The organism is Streptomyces sp. Go-475, assembly GCF_003330845.1.
In the GTDB taxonomy this organism is placed as follows: Bacteria; Actinomycetota; Actinomycetes; order Streptomycetales; family Streptomycetaceae; genus Streptomyces.
Genome location: NZ_CP026121.1, coordinates 6,960,093 through 6,979,177 on the forward strand (window position 1 = coordinate 6,960,093; position 19,085 = coordinate 6,979,177).

17 protein-coding genes are annotated in these 19,085 nt (G+C 72.6%); 7 read left to right on the forward strand and 10 right to left on the reverse strand.

The genetic code is table 11. The annotated features are described in order from the left end of the window. Position 1 precedes the first annotated feature (1 nt). Positions 2 to 1,414 (forward strand): RICIN domain-containing protein, encoded by a 1,413-nt coding sequence (locus tag C1703_RS31695; protein WP_114256044.1) that lies wholly within the window; start codon positions 2 to 4, stop codon positions 1,412 to 1,414. 6 nt (positions 1,415 to 1,420) lie between these two features. Here the strand turns inward: C1703_RS31695 and C1703_RS31700 are convergent, their stop codons facing one another. Further along, positions 1,421 to 3,082 carry a rhamnogalacturonan lyase B N-terminal domain-containing protein gene (locus tag C1703_RS31700; protein ID WP_114256045.1) on the reverse strand — a complete coding sequence of 554 codons (1,662 nt, stop codon included), beginning with the start codon at positions 3,080 to 3,082 and terminating at the stop codon, positions 1,421 to 1,423. A gap of 192 nt (positions 3,083 to 3,274) precedes the next feature. Between C1703_RS31700 and C1703_RS31705 the strand changes: the two genes are divergently transcribed. After that, on the forward strand, positions 3,275 to 4,318 hold the full coding sequence (locus tag C1703_RS31705) for a rhamnogalacturonan acetylesterase (RefSeq protein WP_114256046.1): 1,044 nt from the start codon (positions 3,275 to 3,277) through the stop codon (positions 4,316 to 4,318). 69 nt (positions 4,319 to 4,387) lie between these two features. Continuing rightward, on the forward strand, positions 4,388 to 6,079 hold the full coding sequence (locus C1703_RS31710; RefSeq protein ID WP_114256047.1) for a DUF2264 domain-containing protein: 1,692 nt from the start codon (positions 4,388 to 4,390) through the stop codon (positions 6,077 to 6,079). Positions 6,080 to 6,088: 9 nt separating this feature from the next. On the opposite strand, the gene C1703_RS31715 is transcribed toward C1703_RS31710, so the two are convergent. From C1703_RS31715 to C1703_RS31725, 3 genes are all read right to left on the reverse strand, one after another. Then, positions 6,089 to 6,448 carry an undecaprenyl diphosphate synthase family protein gene (locus C1703_RS31715; protein ID WP_232840646.1) on the reverse strand — a complete coding sequence of 120 codons (360 nt, stop codon included), beginning with the start codon at positions 6,446 to 6,448 and terminating at the stop codon, positions 6,089 to 6,091. Between the two features lie 103 nt (positions 6,449 to 6,551). Continuing rightward, positions 6,552 to 7,538, reverse strand: coding sequence for a phosphotransferase (locus C1703_RS31720; protein WP_114256049.1), 987 nt, complete (start codon positions 7,536 to 7,538; stop codon positions 6,552 to 6,554). Continuing rightward, entirely contained in the window at positions 7,531 to 8,118 is a 588-nt protein-coding gene (locus tag C1703_RS31725; RefSeq protein ID WP_114256050.1) for a TetR/AcrR family transcriptional regulator, read from the reverse strand. The genes C1703_RS31720 and C1703_RS31725 overlap by 8 nt, the downstream gene beginning before the upstream one ends. Before the next feature lie 101 nt (positions 8,119 to 8,219). Here C1703_RS31725 and C1703_RS31730 point away from each other — a divergent pair, with 101 nt between their 5' ends. Then, the gene (locus tag C1703_RS31730; RefSeq protein WP_114256051.1) at positions 8,220 to 8,921 is read left to right on the forward strand and encodes a CPBP family intramembrane glutamic endopeptidase; all 702 of its coding nucleotides are present in this window, start codon (positions 8,220 to 8,222) and stop codon (positions 8,919 to 8,921) included. Between the two features lie 5 nt (positions 8,922 to 8,926). Here the strand turns inward: C1703_RS31730 and C1703_RS31735 are convergent, their stop codons facing one another. Beyond that, positions 8,927 to 10,246: a jacalin-like lectin gene (locus tag C1703_RS31735; protein WP_114256052.1), complete on the reverse strand. Its 1,320-nt coding sequence runs from the start codon at positions 10,244 to 10,246 to the stop codon at positions 8,927 to 8,929. A 247-nt stretch (positions 10,247 to 10,493) separates the two neighbouring features. On the opposite strand from C1703_RS31735, the gene C1703_RS31740 reads away from it, so the two are divergent. Continuing rightward, positions 10,494 to 12,221 carry a PHP domain-containing protein gene (locus C1703_RS31740; protein ID WP_114256053.1) on the forward strand — a complete coding sequence of 576 codons (1,728 nt, stop codon included), beginning with the start codon at positions 10,494 to 10,496 and terminating at the stop codon, positions 12,219 to 12,221. Beyond that, on the forward strand, positions 12,203 to 12,730 hold the full coding sequence (locus C1703_RS31745; RefSeq protein ID WP_232840647.1) for a hypothetical protein: 528 nt from the start codon (positions 12,203 to 12,205) through the stop codon (positions 12,728 to 12,730). Before C1703_RS31740 ends, C1703_RS31745 begins: the two co-directional genes overlap by 19 nt. Before the next feature lie 6 nt (positions 12,731 to 12,736). Here the strand turns inward: C1703_RS31745 and C1703_RS31750 are convergent, their stop codons facing one another. Next, positions 12,737 to 13,504 (reverse strand): hypothetical protein, encoded by a 768-nt coding sequence (locus C1703_RS31750; protein ID WP_114256055.1) that lies wholly within the window; start codon positions 13,502 to 13,504, stop codon positions 12,737 to 12,739. 190 nt (positions 13,505 to 13,694) lie between these two features. On the opposite strand from C1703_RS31750, the gene C1703_RS31755 reads away from it, so the two are divergent. Next, positions 13,695 to 14,981, forward strand: coding sequence for an MFS transporter (locus C1703_RS31755; RefSeq protein WP_114256056.1), 1,287 nt, complete (start codon positions 13,695 to 13,697; stop codon positions 14,979 to 14,981). Between the two features lie 36 nt (positions 14,982 to 15,017). On the opposite strand, the gene C1703_RS31760 is transcribed toward C1703_RS31755, so the two are convergent. From C1703_RS31760 to C1703_RS31775, 4 genes are all read right to left on the reverse strand, one after another. Continuing rightward, on the reverse strand, positions 15,018 to 15,980 hold the full coding sequence (locus tag C1703_RS31760) for a helix-turn-helix domain-containing protein (RefSeq protein WP_114257684.1): 963 nt from the start codon (positions 15,978 to 15,980) through the stop codon (positions 15,018 to 15,020). A gap of 447 nt (positions 15,981 to 16,427) precedes the next feature. After that, positions 16,428 to 17,234 carry an ABC-2 family transporter protein gene (locus C1703_RS31765; protein WP_198678330.1) on the reverse strand — a complete coding sequence of 269 codons (807 nt, stop codon included), beginning with the start codon at positions 17,232 to 17,234 and terminating at the stop codon, positions 16,428 to 16,430. 1 nt (position 17,235) lies between these two features. After that, positions 17,236 to 18,039, reverse strand: coding sequence for an ABC-2 family transporter protein (locus C1703_RS31770; RefSeq protein WP_114256057.1), 804 nt, complete (start codon positions 18,037 to 18,039; stop codon positions 17,236 to 17,238). Between the two features lies 1 nt (position 18,040). Then, positions 18,041 to 19,036, reverse strand: a complete 996-nt coding sequence (locus C1703_RS31775; RefSeq protein WP_114256058.1) for an ATP-binding cassette domain-containing protein — start codon at positions 19,034 to 19,036, stop codon at positions 18,041 to 18,043. Positions 19,037 to 19,085 lie beyond the last annotated feature (49 nt).

The following is a 19,085-nucleotide window of genomic DNA, read 5'->3' on the forward strand; positions in this document are numbered from 1 at the left end:
CATGAGACGCGCGTACGCCCTCCTCCTCGCCCTGTGCCTCGGCCTGGTCGGCGCCCTCGCCACCGCCGGACCCGCCCAGGCCGCGCCCCAGACCATCACCAACGGCACCCAGTTCACGGACACCTCGGGCAACCCCGTCCACGCCCACGGCGGCGGGGTCATCAAGGTCGGCTCGTACTACTACTGGTTCGGCGAGCACCGCAACGCCGACAACACCTTCCGGTACGTCGACGCCTACCGCTCGACCGACCTGAAGAACTGGGAGTTCCGCAACCACGTCCTGACCGAGGCCAGCGACCCGGAGCTGGCGACCGCCAACATCGAGCGGCCGAAGGTCATGTACAACGCGTCCACCGGCAAGTTCGTGATGTGGATGCACAAGGAGAACGGCGTCGACTACAGCGAGGCCCGCGCCGCGGTCGCCGTCTCCGACACCGTCGACGGGAACTACACCTGGAAGGGCAGCTTCCGGCCGCTCGGCCAGCACATGTCCCGTGACATCACGGTCTTCACCGACACCGACGGCGCCGGCTACATGATCTCCGCCGCCCGCGAGAACTACGACCTCCAGATCTACCGCCTCACCGCCGACTACACCGGCATCGCGAGCCTGGTCGCCAACCCCTGGCCCGGCGGCCACCGCGAGGCCCCCGCGCTGTTCAAGCGGAACGGCGTGTACTTCATGCTGACCTCGGGCGCCACGGGCTGGAACCCCAACCAGCAGCAGTACGCCACCGCCACGAACATCGCCGGACCCTGGTCGGCCATGAGGAACATCGGCGACTCGACCACGTTCGGCTCGCAGACCGCCTACGTCCTGCCGGTCCAGGGCAGTTCGGGCACCTCGTACCTGTACATGGGCGACCGCTGGGGCAACTCCTTCGGCGGCACCGTCAACGACTCCCGGTACGTGTGGCTGCCGCTGACCTTCTCCAACTCGACCACCATGTCCATGTCCTGGTCGCCGGAGGTCACCATCGACACGGCCGCCGGGACCATCAGCGGCACGAGCGCGACGTACAACACGCTCATCGCCCGCCACTCCGCCAAGTGCGCGGACGTCACGAGCCAGTCGCTCTGGCCGGGCGCCCAGATCAAGCAGTACGACTGCAACGGCGGCGCCAACCAGAAGTACTGGTTCAAGTCCGTCGGAAGCGGTTACTACCAGCTGATGGTCAGGAACAGCTCGCTGTGCGTGCAGGAGAACGCGAGCACGGTCACGCAGGAGAACTGCAACGCCTCCGCCACGAGCCAGCAGTGGTCGCTGACCACCACCGGCTCGTACGTGAACGTCAAGTCCCGGGCGTCCGGCGAGTGCCTGGACGTGAACGGCGCGTCCACCGCCAACGGCGCCGCGCTCATCACGTACACGTGCAACGGCGGAACCAACCAGCAGTGGACGCGCGGGACCTGACCGGCGCTACGCCAGCAGGTCGATCGCGTCGACCGCGGTCCCCGCGCTGAGGAACCCGGTCGTCCCCGACCCGCTCACCACGTCGATCCTGAGCACGTTGTACTGCCCCGTGTCCGTCTTCCAGGCGGACGCGGGGACGCTGTACGTGAACGTGTGGTTGTTGCCGCGGTAGGAGCCGTTGGTCAGCGACCGGGTGTCCGGCTGCGTGGGCGGGGAGGGGACGGCCGAGGTCCAGGTGTCGTTCACGGTGACCTGCGGCCGGCCGTTCGCGTACGCCGTCGTCACGCCGATGCGCAGGGTGTGCGCGGCCGCGGCCTGCGCGGCGGTCAGCCGGAAGTACACGAGGATGCCGCTGTTGACGTCCTTCCAGAGGTAGCAGGGGAAGGCCGCCGTCCCGCCGTCGCCGATGACGACGTTCCCGGTCCAGGGCGCGGCGCGCACGTCGGACGGGTGCGCGTACGTCATCAGGTCCGCGTTCTTGAACCCGGCCGGTGTGCCGTTCCAGTCGCCGATCCGCCAGATCGCGCTCGCGTTCGAGGGGTCGTTGGAGGACGGGATCGCGATCGTGTTCAGGGTGGTCGTCGCACCCGCCGACACGCTCACCGACGTGGTGTACACGGCCAGTTCGCCCTTGAAGACGGTCAGCGTGTACGTCCCCGGGAGCACACCCGTGAGGGAGAACCAGCCGTCCGAGGAACGCGCCGCACCCCAGTACTGGGCCGCGGAGCCGGCCAGCCCGACCGTGTACGGATACGCCGTGTCCCGCCCGGAGATCCCGACGCCCGCCACCTTGCCCCGGCCGCTCGCCGGGACGTACCCGGCGATGCCGAGCGAGTCGGCCCACGGCGTGGTCAGCGTGCCCGGGTACAGGGCCGAGGAGGGCGCCCCGCCGTCCGTGAAGGCGATGACGTACGGCCCCTGGAGGCCGAACCGCTGGGCCTCGGTCTGGTTCTGGCCGTAGTGGAGGATCTCGTACAGGCCGCCGCCGTCCGCGCTCTGGTGGCGCAGCAGGGAGCGGTAGAAGGGGCCGCCGGCGGCCTTCTCGTGGTTGCTGCGCACCATCCACAGGCCGACGCCGCCCGCCGACCAGCCGACGTAGTCGTAGTCCATGACGCGCCGCCGGGCGTAGTGCTTCGAGCGGGTCTGGCCGTCGGACTTCCGGAACACGTCCGAGGCCTCGATGGCGGTGGGCGCGTACGTGTAGGAGTCGGGCTCGTCGTTGAGGAAGGCGCCCTTCTTCACGCGCACGATGTACCGGCTCGCGGGGACGGACGTGTCGGCCTTGTGCGTCCACAGGTAGACGTTGTTCTCGCCGCTGCGGGCCGCGTAGTAGTGCCGCAGCGTGCCGTGCGTGACGGAGACCAGGATCGTCGAACCGGACTGTCTGATGCCCACCGTGGAGGCGCCGAGGCCGGACTCGATGTGCGAGTTCATGCCGCCGTAGCCCTGGTACTCCGTGCCCCGGTAGACCAGGGACGTCAGATCGCCGGTGGACTTGCTCACCTTGAGGACCAGCTGGGCGCCGGTGTCGATGACGTAGTTCGAGCCGTCGTCGGTCCAGCCGAAACCGGCGGCGCGCGCGGTGCCGGTGAGGGCCGTGCCGACGGCGGCGGTGGCGCCGAGGACGACGGCGCGGCGGCCGACGGATCCGGTCGCGGGTCCGGGCATGGGGGTGCCTCCTGCCGAGGGTGGGGGGAATCGCGGGTGGGAGCGAGAGTGACAGTTGAATCGATTTCGCGAAAGGGCTTTCACCGATGTGCGGCGGGAGATCTGGTGAATGCTGCTGAAGGTCTAGAAAGCGCTTGTCCAGGGCGGTACGGTCCCCCTCCAGGTCTTGTCGCCCGCTGGGAGGAGCCCGGAGTGAGACGTTTCAGCATCGCCGTCGTCGCGGCGGTGACCCTGGGAACAGCTTTGTCGTCCGTACCGGCCCAGGCACACCAGGGCCGCCCGGCCCCGGGACTCGCCGGCTGCACCGCCGGCACCTGCCACTTCGACGTGCCGCCCGGCACGTACGACGTCCAGGTCACGCTCGGCGGGCCGGCCGCGTCGCGCACGAGCGTCAGCGGCGAGACCCGCCGCTCCCTCCTGCCGGAGACGGCCGCACCGGCGGGCGAGCGCGTCACCCGCACCTTCACCGTGAACGTCCGCACGCCCGAGGGCGAGCCCACCGGCCCCGCGGGCACCCCCGGCCTCGACCTGCGGATCGGCGGCTCCGCGCCCGCCCTCGCCGACATCCGGGTCACCCCGGCACGGCACGCCCGCCAGATCTTCCTGGTCGGCGACTCCACCGTCTGCGACCAGCCCGGCGACCCCTACTCCGGCTGGGGCCAGCAACTGCCCCAGTACCTCGGCAAGGGCCTGTCCGTCGCCAACTACGCCGACTCCGGCGAGAGTACGGTCTCGTATCTGGGGAACCCGCTGCTGTGGGCCACCGTACGGCCCCTGATCCGCCCCGGCGACCTGGTCCTCGTCCAACTCGCCCACAACGACAAGACCACGGACGGGGCCACCTACCGGGCCAACCTGGAGGCCCTGGTGGCGGGCGTCAGGGAGCGGGGCGGACAGCCGGTCCTTGTCACTCCCGTCGTGCGGCGCTGGTTCAGCCCCGACGGCACCCTGAACAACGGAACCGCGCTCCTGGTCAACGGCCTGGGCGTCGACCACCCGGCGGTCATCCGCTCCGTCGCCGCCGCGCGGGGCGTCCCGCTGATCGACCTCACGGCGAAGACCAAGGCGCTGGTGGAGTCCCTCGGCGTGGAAGGCTCCAAGGCGCTGTACCTCTACAACGAGGCGCGCGACAACACGCACACGTCCGTGCGTGGTGCGACGCTCTACGCGGGCCTGGTCCGCGACGAACTCGTCACCCGGCATCTGGTGCCGAAGGGCAAGGTGCGGGTGGGATGAGCCCCTGGGGCGCCCCGACCGGAACCGGGGCGCCTCAGGTCCGAACCGTCCGAGCACGAAAGAGACCCGATGCAGCTGCCGCCCGCCGACCGCACGACCAGCCCCTTCACCGGCTACACCCGCGCCCACTGGGAGGCGGCGGCCGACGCCCTGCTCGCCGCCGTCGAGCCCTACGCGACCGACGACCGCGCCCTGTACCACCTGCCCGGTGACCGGACCAGCTGGTCGGGCCGCCTCTCCGACGGCCTGGAGGGGTACGCCCGCACCCTGCTGCTGGCCGCCTTCCGCCGCGACGAGAAGGCCCTGGAGCGTTATGCCGACGGGCTGGCCGCCGGAGTGTCGGGCGTCTGGCCCCGCATCGAGGACCGCAGCCAGCCCCTGGTCGAGGCGGCGTCCGTCGCCCTGGCCCTGCGGCTCACCCGCGACCTGCTGTGGGACCGCCTGGACGACGCCGTACGGCAGCGCGCCGCGGCCTGGCTGGCCGACGCGCTCACGGCCGAACCCTGGCCCTGCAACTGGGAGCTGTTCCCGGTCACCGTGGGCGGTTTCCTCGCCGAGATCGGCCACCAGCCGGACGCGTCCCGCGCGGCGATCGACCGCGGCCTGGACCGCATCGAGCAGTGGTACGTCGGCGACGGCTGGTACACCGACGGCGACGGCCGCAAGTACGACTACTACAACGGCTGGGCGATGCACCTCTACCCGGTGCTGCACGCCTGGCTGGAACGGGACGAGCGGCTGCTGGAGCTGTACGGGGGCCGCCTGGAGAGGCATCTCGCCGACTACGGCCGCCTCTTCGGCGGCGACGGCGCCCCGATGCACCAGGGACGTTCCCTGACCTACCGCTTCGCGACCACGGCCCCGCTGTGGCTCGGCGCGCTGACCGGCCGTACACCCCTCGCGCCCGGGGAGACGCGGCGCCTGGCCTCCGGGGCCCTGCGGTACTTCCTCGACCGGGGCGCGGTCGACGAGCGGGGCCTGCTCTCCCTGGGCTGGCACGGCCCCGACGCGTCCGTCCTCCAGGGCTACTCGGGCCCGGCCTCCCCGTACTGGGCGAGCAAGGGCTTCCTCGGCCTGCTCCTGCCGCCGGACCACGAGGTGTGGACGGCGCCGGAGGAGCCCGGACCGGCCGAACGCGCGGACTCCGTCACCCCCCTCGGCCCGCCCAACTGGCTGCTGCAGTCCACCCGTTCCGACGGCGTGGTCCGCCTCCACAACCACGGCAGCGAGGACGTCCGCTACGACCCGTACTACACCCGCCTCGCCTACTCGACGGTCACGGCGCCCGCGCCGTCGTACGACAACAGCGTGATCGTGGGCGACGACCCGAGCCGCACCGGCATCGAACCGCTCGGCGCGGGCGAGGGCTGGGTGGCCTCGCGGCATGCGGCGGGCGGGGGAGCGCGGGTGACGAGTGTCGTGCTGGCGCGCGGGGCGGCGGAGGTGCGCGTGCACCTGGTGTCCGGGGCGGAGCCCGGGACACGGGTGCGGGTGACCGGGTGGAGCGCGGCGGAGGGCGTCCGCGCGGAACTGCTGCCCGCCCTCGGCCTCGGGGACGACCTCACCGGCGTCACCGCCCCGGGCCCGACCCTGTTCGCCGCCCTCGCCCGCCTGACGGCGGACCCGGACCCCGCCCCGCTCGCGGACTTGGTCTCCGTACGGGCAGAGGGGACCGGGGAGCTGGAGGTCCGCTGGAGCGACGGGGACGGGGTTCGGGTCCGGCTGGACGGTTCGGGGGTGGACGTCACGGTCGGGGAGTGACGGGCCGGCTCACGTCCTCGGCGCTCCCCGGCCGCTCAAGGAGGCTGCCTGGGCGGGGACGCGGGCGACCGAGCCGTAGCGGCGGGTGCGGCGGGCGTACCGCTCCATCGCGTCCCGCAGGGTACGGCGGTCCACCGCGGGCCAGGGGGTGTCGAGGAACAGCGGCGCGGGGTAGGGGCCTGCAGGGAAGGAAGTTGGAGGTCCGCTGGCCGCCGCCGGTGCGCACCAGCAGACGTCCACTCTCTCGGTCACCGGACGATGTACCACCTGGCGGATCTCGTACATCAGGGTCTGGAGTTCGTCGGCCGGGCGTTTCCAGTTCTCGGTGGAGAACGTGTACAGGGTCAGGTGCTCCAGGCCGATCTCCACGGCGCCATGGACGACGTCGACCAGCGCCTCGACGCCCCGCCGCGACGTGGCGGGGCATGGCCTCGGCGGGCAGCCGGGGCGGGCGGGCCCGCAGCGGCAGCCCTTAGCCGGCGAGCGCCTCGACCAGCAGGTCGACGCCGGCCAGGTCCGGTACGGTCCGCAGGCACCTGACGGTCTCGTCGCCCGCGAAGGCGCGCTGCGCGGCGGTGACGGCCGGATCGACGGCCGTCTCGGCCTGCACCTGGATGTAGTTGAGGGCCGTGGCGAAGAGCATCGAGAACGACTCGGGACCCGTGACGACGGCCGGGCCCCCGGCCTCGCGGTAGGCCCGGGCCAGGCGCCGGGCCGCGTCGACGTTCACCTCGTTGCCGCCCGACCACACGTGGACGGCACGCGCGAACTCCCGTTCCGCCGCCACCGGCCCGGCGTTGTCCCAGTCGAGGAGGACCGGGCCGTCCGGGCCGACCAGCACGTTCTGGGGCTGGAGGTCGAGGTGCGAGGTCACCAGGCCGCCCGGCGGGGACGGGGACACCCACCGCGCGAGCCGCGGCGCGGACGCGGCGACGAACCGGTCCAGTTCGTCGGCCCACGGCAGGCCGGCGTCCCGCACCCGCTGGAGCAGCTTCTCCCAGTCGGAGTCGTCAGGGCACCGCTCGTACCAGTCGCTCGGCGTCCCGGCCGCCCCCTCGCCAGCCTGGTGCAGCAGTGCCGTGGTCCGGCCGAACCAGTCCAGGACGTCCGGATCGGAAGGGTCCGCGGGGGTGCCGTCGACCCAGTCGTACAGCTTCACCCAGGAGCCGCCCGGGAGGGGCCGGCACACGGGTGCGCCGCGCCGGTCGCGGAAGAGCCGGGGGGAGGCGATGCCCAGCGCGGCGGCGGTGTCCCGTAACGCGGCCTCGCGGCCGACCTGGGCCTCGTCGCAGCCGAAGAGGAGTTCCTTCACGGCCCAGGAGGAGCCGTTCCCGGAGAGCTTCCAGATCTGGCCCAGGGCGCCCCGGGTGACGGGCGCCATGGTCCAGGGGCCGGCGCCGAGCGCGTAGGCCTCCGCTATGGAGCGGGCGGTGTCGTCGGGGCGAGCGGGGTCAGGCATCGGAGGTCCTCGTTTCGCGGGGCCAGTTCAGGAGCAGGACGTGCAGGGCGTCGATCGCCCGGTCCCAGGACGCCTGCACGTCACGGGGCGCGCCGAAGGCGCCCGTGGACTCCAGGGCGCAGTAGCCGTGGAAGCTGCTGCGCAGCAGGCGGACGGCGTCGGTCAGGTCCGGTTCGTCCAGGCCGTAGGCGCGGAGCAGACCGTAGGTGATCTCGGCGGTGCGGCGCAGGGCGGGGGCGTCGGCGACGAGGGGCTGGTCGACGCGGATCTGGGTGGCCGCGTACCGGCCCGGGTGCTCCAGGGCGTAACCCCGGTAGGCGGCGGCGAAGGCGGCCAGCGCGTCCTTGCCGGACCGCCCGGCGACGGCGACCGCGATGCGGTCGATCATCTCGCCCCCGGCCAGCAGGGCGACGCGGGTGCGCAGGTCCTGGAGGCCGCGGACGTGCGAGTACAGGCTCGCGTCCTTGACGCCGAAGTGCCGTGCCAGGGCCGAGATGGTGACCTTCTCGAATCCGATCTCGTCGGCGAGGCCGGCGGCGGCCGCGACGACCCGCTCGGCCGTGAGACCGGCTCTCGGCATGGCATCCGCCTCCGTCACGGCCGGACCTAGGACTTCCAGGCGGAATCCTAGTACGTGTCCCGGGAGCCCCGGCTGCCCGCGAGAGGGATCCTGGAACGACCATGCCCATCGTCTGCGTCATCGCCGTCCTGGCCGCCGTGAACGTGCTCACCAACTGGCTGCTGCGCGGGCAGGTCACGTACGTCGTCGTCTGTGTGGCCGCCACGGGCGTCCTGCTGCTGCTCGCCCGGTGGGACGGTCTCACCCTGGCCGATCTGGGACTGGACGCGGCGGGTGTGCGCCGGGGGCTGCGGTGGGTACCGTTCCTGACCGGTGCCGTCCTCCTCGTCCTCGTGCTCCTCCTCGCCGTCCCGGCCGGCCAGGACGTGTTCCGGGACGCCAGGGCGGTCGGCCTGTCCCTGGGAGAGGTGCTGTGGCGGGCGCTGGTACGGGTGCCGTTCGGCACCGTGCTGCTGGAGGAGACCGCCTTCCGCGGTGTGCTCTGGGCCATGATCCGGCGGCGGCGGGGAACGGGCTGGGCCACCGCCGCGTCGTCGCTGCTGTTCGGCCTGTGGCACCTCATGCCCTCGCGCGGCCTCAACCGCTCCAACGCCGCCGTCGGCGAGGTCTTCGGCGGCGGCTCGGCGGGTGTCGCGCCGGCCGTCACGGCGGCGATCGTGGCGATGATCGCCGCCGGGGCGGTCCTGTGCGAGCTGCGACGCCGTTCCGGCAGCCTGCTGGCGCCCGCGGCGCTGCACTGGGCGGTCAACGGCTTCAGCTACGCCTTCACCTGGGCGGCGAACCGGTGGTGGCTCGCCGGCTGAACGGTTCAGCGGATCGGCGCGTACACCACCCCCAGCTTGTCGATCTCGTCGCCCGCGCGGCCCGTGAAGCCCGCGATCTGCCGGCCGGCCGGGGCCGTGAAGGTCTTCGAGTCGGACGTGGGCGTGCCGGCGGACAGGGTGCGGCCCTTGTCGGTGGTGAAGGACGCCGAGAAGATCCGCGTGCGGCCGTCCTTCCGGCCCTGCGTCAGTTTCACGGAGGTCAGGTGCTCGCCTGGGGCCAGCGTGAGGGACGTCGCCGTGCCGCCGGTGCCGCCGTGGGTCAGGGTCGGGCCGCCGTCGTGGGTGAGGGACACCCCGTCCAGGCGGGCGCTGCCGCGCAGCGTGAGCGTGCGGGGCGAGGGCGTCGCCGGCAGGTCGTCCGCGTCGTTGAACGCCGTGCCGTGCGGGCCGCCGAAGAAGTCGCTCGCGCGCAGGGCGGAGTCGAGCGTGTAGGAGAAGTCGACCCGGTGCGGGAAGTGGTCGGAGAGGTGCTTGCCGTCGGACCGGAGGAAGGACGCCCAGTCGTTGCTGTAGCGGGTGGCGGTGAGGTCCACCAGCTCGCTGCCGCGGTAGAGGACCTTGTCCACCACCTCGCAGTCGTTCGTCGGCGCGGCCGCGTCGCAGACCAGCGCGTCACTGCCCTGGGCCGGGGGCGTACCGCCCCTGACCAGGTCCACCCACGGGTCCTTCAGGCCGTTCTCCGCCAGCAGGGTGCGGATGTTGTCGCCGGCGCGCGTGTACCGGGTGTTCGTGTCGCCCATGACGATCACCGCGTTGCCCGACGAGTTGGCCTGGATGAAGTCGGACAGCTGCTCGATGTTGGCGCGGCGGGCGGCGAGGGCCGCGTCGTCCGAGTCGGCGTTGGTGTGGACGTTGTAGAGGTCGACGAACACGCCCTCCGCCAGGCGCACCCGGGCCAGCGAGAAGCCCTTCGGCGTCAGGCAGTTGGTGCCCGTGCAGGTGTTCCACCTGACCCGCTGGAAGTCCTCGAAGGAGTAGTTCGAGAGGGTGTTGAGGCCGTCGCCGAAGGCCGCGCCGCCGCTGGTCGCCGTGCGGTACGGGTGCTTGTCGTTGGCGTACAGCGAGGCGTGGTAGTTGAAGTCCTCCTGCACGTTGACGATGTCGTACGGCCCGAGCCGCTGCCCGATCAGCGGGGTGTTGGTCTCCGGGTCGCTGTCGCCGAGGCCGAGCGGCAGGCCGGCGATGTTGTACGTCAGGACGTCGAAGGAGCCGGAGTCCGCGGCCGCCGCGGGTGCCGGGGAGGCCGCGGTCAGTCCGGTCAGGGTCAGGGTGACAGCGGCGAGGGTGCCGAGGAGTCGTCTCATGGGGGTGTCTCCGGTCGGAGGAGGCGGCGAGAACATGAACGGTGCTCAGATTCGATGTCAACGAGTGTGACGGACAAGGTCAGTTGAGGAAACAGTGAGAGACGAGGCGAGCTGCCGCGCCCGGGCCGTCCGCCGATCACCCCTTGGTCGTTCAACGTTCATGTTTCGCCCTGATCCTCCACACGCGGCGCGGTTCACGCGTCGCGGAAGGCGGCCGCGGACGGCAGCGGCACACAGGAGGCGCTTCATGGGACACGGGCACGCACACGGCCATCACCACCAAGGGCACGAGCACGAGCACGAGGCCGCGCCGGCCCTGCCCGCCGCCTTCGACACCTCCGTACCCGACGAGGCCCTCACCCCGGAGCAGCGCTCGCGCCGCTCGCTGCTGCGCCGTGCCGGCCTGCTCGGCGCGGGCCTGGCGGCCGGCAGCCTCCTCGGCCGGACGACACCCGCCGCCGCCTCCGCACCCGCCGCCGCCTCCGCACCCGCCGCCTCCGCCGGCCGCCGCCGGAACGGCTTCCTCTGGCTCGCCGGCGACCACCACATCCACACCCAGTACAGCAACGACGGCAAGTACCGCGTCGTCGACCAGGTCCGCCAGGGCGCCAGGCACGGCATGGACTGGCTGGTCATCACCGACCACGGCAACGCCACCCACGCGAAGATCGGCGTCGAGAAGGTCAACCCGGACATCCGCGACGCCCGGTCGGCCTACCAGGACACCCTCGTCTTCCAGGGCCTGGAGTGGAACATCCCGGCCGCCGAGCACGGCACGGTCTTCGTGCACCCCGGCAGGCACGAGGTCGCCGTCCTCAAGCAGTTCGAGACCGACTACGACGGCAGCGTGCAGGGCGCCTCCGACTCCACGCCCGCCAACGAGGCACTGGCCGTCGCGGGCCTGAACTTCCTCGCCGAGCAGGTCCGCCGGCGCAAGGTCAAGGACGTCCTGATGCTCGCCAACCACCCGGCGCGGCGCGGCGTCGACTCCCCGCACGAGATCCGCGCCTGGCGCGACGCCACCGGCACCCGGCACCAGATCGCCGTCGGCTTCGAGGGCGCCCCCGGCCACCAGGCCGCCGGGCTCCCCGCCCCGCTCGGCATGGCCCGCTCCCGCGGCCTCTACGACAACAACCCCGGCCCCAACTCCTTCCCCGGCTACCCGCCGGAGAGCTACCGCACCTGGGGCGGATTCGACTGGATGACCGCCACCGTCGGCGGCCTGTGGGACAGCCTCCTCGCCGAGGGCAGGCCCTGGTGGATCACCGCCAACTCCGACTCCCACCAGGTCTACGCCGACACCGCCGTGCGCGGCGGCCCGGACAGCGACTACGCGGCCAACGGCCGGCACACCGACCCGGTCTACGGCGGGAAGCTCGACCTCACCCAGGGCGACTACTGGCCCGGCCAGTACAGCCGTACCCACGTGGGCTCCGACGGCTTCTCGTACGCCGCCGTGATGGACGGCATCCGGGCCGGCCGGATCTGGGTCGACCACGGGCAGCTCGTCGGCGCCCTCGACGTGCGCGTGACCGGCGGCGGTCGCTGGGCCACGCTCGGCGGTGCCCTGCACGTGAAGAAGGGCACCAAGGTGACGCTGACCGTCGACGTCGCCCCGGCCGGCGGCCCCAACTGGGCCGGGTTCGTGCCCGAACTGGCCCGGGTCGACGTCATCCAGGGCGATGTGACGGGCCCGGTCGCGGACCGGGACACGTTCACCGCGCCGACCGCGAAGGTCGTCAAGGCGTACGACGTCACCAAGGCCACCGGCGTCGTCCGCCTCACCTTCGGACTCGGCCGCGTGGAACGCCCCGTGTACCTCCGGCTGCGCGGCACCGACGGCAACCGCTCCGCCGTCGGCGCGCTGGGCGCGGCCGTCGACCCGGCGGGCCCCGCCCTCGACGTCGCCGGCGACGCCGACCCATGGCGCGACCTGTGGTTCTACACCAACCCGGTGTGGGTCCTGCCCTCGTGACGCCGTACGCCCTCACCGTGGACACGGGGACCAGGGAGCTGCGCGCGGCCGACCACCTGCTGCGCACCCTGGCCGCCGAACTCGCCCTGCCCGGAGACGTGTTCGGCTGCACGCACCTGGTGCGCGGCGCCCGCCCCCGCGTCGTCGTGTCCCTCACCCTGCCGTCGGAGCCGCGCCGGCGCACCGCCCTGGAGCGGCTCACGGCCCTGGGACACGAGGTGGCGGAGGGGGTGCCGGACCCGGTGGGGCGCGCGGTGCTCTATCCGGGCGCCGCGTCGCTCACCGGCACGCTGACGGTCGCGGACCTGCTCTCCCGGTCCGCGATCGACCGCGTGAGCGTCCTCGGCACGCCGGAGCCACCCGCCCCGGACACGCCGCTGGCGACCCGCGACCACGTACGCCCGCAGTGGCAGGACGGCGCGCTCGTCCTGACGGCGATGCCCGCCGCGGGCGGCGCCCTCGTCCCCTTCGAGGTCCCGGACCCGACACCGTGCTGCGCGGACCACTGACCCCGGTCAGGGCCGCCGCAGCAGCTTCAGGTCCTCGCCCCAGGAGTCGAGGACCCGGTCGTGGCCGGCCCGGCGTGCCCCTTCCTCGATGCCGGCGAAGAGCGCGCGCTGGGTGGGCGGGTCGCCGTCGGCCAGGACGCGGCGCAGGACCGGCAGGAGCCGGCTCGCGTCCCACCGGGGCTCGCCCAGCGGCTGCCGCTCCAGCTCCCACTGGAGGTACTTGTTGTACGGCCGGACCCGGCGGTGCAGCGCGAAGAGCACCTCCAGGGCGTACGGGACGGTCTCGGCGGCGTCCAGGTGGCCCATGGCGGGGCGGCCGTCGCGGTAGCTCTTCAGGGAGCGGTAGGTCTGGTTCACGTACGCGTCGAGCCAGCCGTCGACGGCGGCCCGCGCCTCTTCGGCGCCCAGCGTCCGCTTCTCGTCGAGGATCCGGGCGATCTCCCCGTCCAGCCGGTCGAGCAGCACCTCGGCGTGGACGTACGAGTACCGCGCGAAGCTGTCCGGGCGGCCCGGCATCCCGCGCGTGCGGAACTCCGCCAGCGGGACGACCACGAGGTCCAGGTGAGCGGAACGGAACCGGTCCAACTCGGCGATGGGCGAGGCGTGTGAGTCGCTCAGGACCACGTGCAGGTCGTAGTCGGAGTGGACCGTCGGCATGCCCGGGTGCACCCGGGAGCCGCTGAGGACCAGCCCGGCGACGCCGGGATCGGCGGCCGCCCGTGCGGTGAAGGCGGCCAGGGTGTCGTCGGGGGTACTGCCCAAGGCGATGTGCATGGTGATCTCTCCGTGCGGAAGGCCGAGGTACGGATCGGGTTCGCGTCTGCGGTGTCCGGGCACCGCGGGAGAGATCAGCTCACGGTGCCGACGCTACTGCGCCCGCACCGCCCACCGGTAACGAATTACGCCTGCTCGGTGCGCAGCGCGCCATAAGGTTGCCGGGGACTCGGGACGCGGGGGAGGCGGCATGAGCTACGAGGCGGCGCGGCGCGGCGACGAGCAGGGCGGCGGCACCGCCCCGGACCGTGCCGGCGGCGGCTTACCCGGCGCCCGGCCGCTGTGGCGGCAGCGGGACTTCGGGATCTTCTGGGTCGCGCAGACCCTCTCCGTGCTCGGCGACTCCTTCGCGCTGATCGCCCTGCCCCTGCTGGTCCTTCAGGCCACGGGCTCGGTCGCCCGCATGGGCCTGCTGACGGCGGTGGGCGGGGCCGCCGCGGTCGTCGCGGCCGTGTTCGCCGGGGCGGTGGTGGACCGGGTGGACCGGCGCCGGCTGCTCATCGCCTGCGACCTGGCGCGCATGGGGCTCTACGGGGTGATCCCGCTGGTGTGGCTGTTCGGCCCGCAGATCTGGCTGCTGTACGCGGTGCTGCCGCTGTGCGAGGCCCTCGGCATGCTCTTCGCGGTCGGCTACGTCACGGTCGTGCGCGGCCTCGTCGGCACCGAGCGGCTCACCGAGGCCAACGGGCGCCTCAACGCCACCGCCGCGGCGGCGGGCGTGCTCGGGCCGCTGTGCGCCGGGCTGGTCGCCGCCTGGTCCGGCCCGGCCGCCGCGGTCGGCGTGGACGCGGCCAGCTTCGGGGTCTCGGCCCTGTGCCTGTGCTTCGTACGGTTCCGCGCCCGCCCGGGCGACGAGCGGACGGACAAGCGCGCCGGACTGTGGCAGGACCTGCGCACCGGCATCGCCTTCCTCAACGGCCACCCCGTCCTGCGCTCCCTCACCGCCCTGCTGTTCGGGTTCAGCTTCCTCACCCTGGGCCTGAACGACCTGGTCATCTACCACCTCAAACACGACCTCGGCCACGACGACGGCACGGTCGGCACCGTCATGGCGGTCGGCGCGCTCGGCACCATCACCGGCGCCCTGCTGGTGGCCCGGGTCCGCCGCCGTCTCGGCTTCGGACCGACGTGGACCGGCTCGGTCGCGGTGTGCGGCCTCGCCTTCGCCGGTCTCGGCTGGGCCCGTGACGTGCCGGTGGTGGCCGCCCTGAGCGCCGCCTTCCTGGCCTGCGCCGGCATGGCGGGCACCTGCTCGATGTCGCTCCGTCAGGAGGTCACCCCCGAACACCTCCTGGGCCGCGTCACCTCCGCCTTCTGGACCCTCCAGTACGCGGCGGCACCCCTCGGGGCGGCCCTGCTCACCTGGGCCGCCGAGGAGCGGGGCACGGCACCGGTCGCCCTGGCCGCCGGGGCGACCTGCGTCCTGATCGCCGTGGCCGCGCTGTTCACCCCCGTCCGGCGAGCGGGCCGGGGCTGACCGGGCACACCGGTGCGGATGCCGGTGCCGTGCTCGTCACGAACCCTGTTCCTGCAGACTGGCCCGGTACACGGTGGGCGTCACGCCTGTCGCGGCCTTGAAGGCGCGGGTGAAGTCCGAGGCCCGCGGAAAGCCCCATCGGGCACCGACACTGCCGACCGGCACGGCGCGCAGGCCGGGGTCGGCCAGGTCCCTGCGGCAGCGGTTGATCCGTTCGCCGCGGATCATTCCGCTCACGGTCTCACCGCGCGCCTGGAAGATGCGGTGCAGGGTTCGCGTGGAGATGCAGTGGGCCGCGGCGACAGCGGGCGGCGTGAGGTCGGGGTCGTCCACATGGCGGCGGATGAACGCGACGATCTCGTGGTAGAGGGCTTCGGCGCGTGCCTCCGGTGTCAGCGCGGACGTCTGCTCGCACTGCCGGGCGACGACAGCGGCCGCGAGATCCACGATCGTCGTGCCGAGCCTGACGCGATCCCGGTCGGTGAGGTCGGTCTCCGTGTCGGCCAGGGCCCTGAGCGTCTGCCGGAAGACATGACCGATGCCGGACCCCGACAGGCTCGACCCGCACAAGGGGGCGACCATCTTCTCGGGCAGCGGCATCACTTCCCGGGGGAACTGCACCAGGAGCGAGCCGCCTGCCCGCCCGTCGGTTCCGACCGAGGCTTCGAAGGGCCGGGAACTGTCGTAGAAGATCATCTCGCCCGGTTCGAGGGACGTGCGGTGACCGGCCTGTTCCATGCCCTGCCGCCCAGTGGTGATCACGGCGAGCTGGTACAGCTCCGGGTCCGACTGCCGGACCAGGCGGGGCGAGCGGTAGCAGGAGAAGGGGGCGAACACGTTCGCGGAGAGCTGGGCCGGCCCCAGCTCCATGACAGAGATGCGCGCCGCGAAGCGTTCGGGCTCGGCGACCCGGCAGCGCTTCGGCACCAAGGCCAGCGCCGCGGCCTCCATCCACGCCGCGGTCTTCTCGTCCCGCAGCAGGCCGTCCGTATCCAGCACCGTCCTGAACACCAGCAGCCCCCGGTCAGTCCCCAACAGCCCGGGGCCGATCCCCGGCCCGCGTCACCACAATCGCACGGAAAGGCGCCATCTGCGTCAACTATCCCCGGCCGACCGGAGGTTACACCGAGCGGAACCGTCGGAAGTCAGCCTTCTTGGCGCTGAGCGCCAACAAGGGAGGCACTGAGCGCTAACGACAGGGCCGCGGCCCGGCGGCATGCTGATACCGCGTGCCGACGCGCCACCGGGTGCGCCGCCTTCGAGGGGCACCGACCGGGGCGGTGGCGACGCGTCGGCCTACGGGGGGGCCGGCGCGTCGGGCACCCCGGGCACAGCGGCGGGGGAGGCTGTGCGAGGGGGGCGTGCCCGCACGAGGAAGGGAGGGCCCGCAGGTGGCTGCGGGCCCTCCAGGCGTGCGGGCCGTCCAGGCGATGGGGTCTCCCCCCGTCAGCCGTTGATCCCGGTGTAGTGCCGCAGACTCCACCGCCACACCAGCCGCGCCCCCAGGTACGCCAGCAGCCCGAGCAGCGGCGCGGACGCCGCCAGCCAGTACGGCACGCCGGTGGTGTGGCCGTGGCCGGTCAGGACCGCCGCCGGGAAGTAGGCGACGAACGCGAGGGGAAGACCGTACGTCAGGAAGCCGCCCACGGCCCGGGGCAGGACGTTCAGCGGGTAGCTGCCGAACGTGCCGAGGAGTTCCTCCAGCCAGCGGCCCCAGTAGTCGGCGGCGGGGAACCGCAGACCCGCGGAGGCCACCAGCGTGAACAGGGCCGCTTCCAGCAGCATGCCGCCGAGGACGGCCGCGACCAGGTACGAGATCCGGCCCGCCGTCCAGTCCAGGTCGCTGCGGGACAGCGCTCCCACCATCAGGCCGGCCGCGACCGTCAGGTCCCCGATGGCGTTGGTGGGGAAGAACGCCAGCTGGATCTGGCGGTGGACGGGCATCGGACGCATCAGGTAGATGTCGATCCGGCCCTCCTGGATCTGCCGGCCGGCCCAGTGCATCCGCCCCAGGAACAGCACGAAGAGACCGTGCGCCAGCATCCGCGTCGCCGGGATCAGCAGCACGTCCGAGCTGTCCCAGCCGCCCATCCCGGCGAACCGGGACAGCAGCACCGTCGCGAACACGATCACCGACACCTGCCAGATCGCCCCGATCGCGATCATCAGCAGGAACTCGGTGCGGTACTCCATCTGCGCGCGGAAGTTGAGCGCCGTCACGCGCCACACGATCCGCAGTGCCCTCAGCGACATCTCAGCCTCCCTGCGAGATCACGCGCCGGGCGGCCCGCCGCCACAGCAGCCGGGTGAACAGCGCCAGCACCACGACCCACGCGGCCTGGACGGACAGCTGGAAGGCCGCGTCGGACAGGGGGATCCGCCCCACGTACAGCGACAGCGGCACGCTCAGCGTGGCCTGGAAGGGCAGGAAGGCGCTCATCGTCACGAACCAGTCCGGGAAGAACCACAGCGGCGCGTACACCCCGGACAGCAGGTTCTGCGCGAACAGCAGGATCAGCATCGCGGCGGTGTTGCGGATCGTCCAGAAGCACAACTGGTCGAGCACCAGCATCACGTAGTACAGCACCCACTGCCCGAGCAGCGTGCTGAGCGCGAACACCCCGGCCACGGCGGCCGAACCGGGCGGCTCGACGACCCCCGCGGCCAGGCAGATCACGTACCCCGTCAGCGCCCACGCCAGCCCGTACAGCTGCTCGCCGGCGGCCCGCAGGGCGTAGTAGCGCTGCGGCGGCAGCGGACGCAGGTACCAGTAGACGATGGTGCCGAAGTGCATGTGCTGCAGGACCGTGTCCCGGCCCGCGTACTGGTCCAGCTCCCGCAGCCGGGACGCCAGAACGGCCAGCACGGCGTAGGTGACCGCCTGGTCGCGGCTCAGGCCGGCCGTCGTGCCGGTCTGCGCGTACAGGCCGCGCCACAGCGACCAGACCAGCACCACCTGAACGGCCAGCCGCAGCGCGACGGCGGTCATGCGGGGCGGGGCGTTCAGCTCGCCCAGCGGGGTGACGCGGGCGGCGCGCCAGGCGTGCGGGGCGGCCACCTCAGACCTCCCCGGAATGCACGTACGCGGCCCGCATCACGTCCTCCAGGTCCGCCTCCTCCAGGGCGATGTCGGTGACCTCGAACCGCTCGATCACCGCCTTCAGCGCCTGGTGGACGGTGGGGGCGTCGGCCCCGTCGGGGCCGAAGACGACCTGCGCGCCGGTGTGCCGCAACAGCGTGGTGCCGGGCGGCGGCACCACCTCGGCGTGCGGATCGGCGAGCGTGGCCCGCACCTGCCAGGTCGAGCCGAACTTCCGGCGGATCTCGTCCAGGGTGCCGTCCAGCATCAGCCGGCCGTGGTTGACCAGCACGACCCGCTCGGCGAGCCGCTCGACCTCCGTCATGTCGTGCGTGGTCAGCAGCACCGTACGGCCGCGCTGCTCCACCTGGTGGCGCAGGAACTCCCGCACCTGCTCCTTCACCACCACGTCCATGCCGATCGTCGGCTCGTCCAGGAAGACCACCGGCGGGTCGTGCAGCAGGGCGGCGGCCAGATCGCTGCGCACGCGCTGGCCGAGGGAGAGGTGGCGGACCCGGGTGTCCCAGAACGACGACAGGTCCAGGATGCCGTCGAACTCCTCCAGCCGGGCGGCGTGTTCGGCCTTCGGCACCTCGTAGATGTCCCGCAGGATCGCGAAGGACTCGCGCACCGGCAGGTCCCACCACAGCTGGGTGCGCTGCCCGAACACCGCGCCGACGTTGCGGGCGTTGCGCTCGCGCTCCCGGTAGGGCACCACGCCCGCGACCCGGGCCTCGCCGGAGGTGGGGGTGAGGATGCCGGTCAGCATCTTGATGGTGGTGGACTTGCCGGCGCCGTTCGGGCCGAGCAGGGCGAGGAGTTCGCCCGGGGCCACGTCGAAGGTGATGTCGGTGACGGCGTGCTTGGCGACTCGCTCGGGGTTGACCAGGGAGCGGACGGCGCCCAGGAACCCGGGGCGGCGGACGGTGGTGTGGAAGGTGCGGGACAGCCCGCGGACCTCGATGGCGGCACTCAACTGACCCACCAACTTCCGTGCGTGACGAACGCAGTTGCGGCCGGTCGGC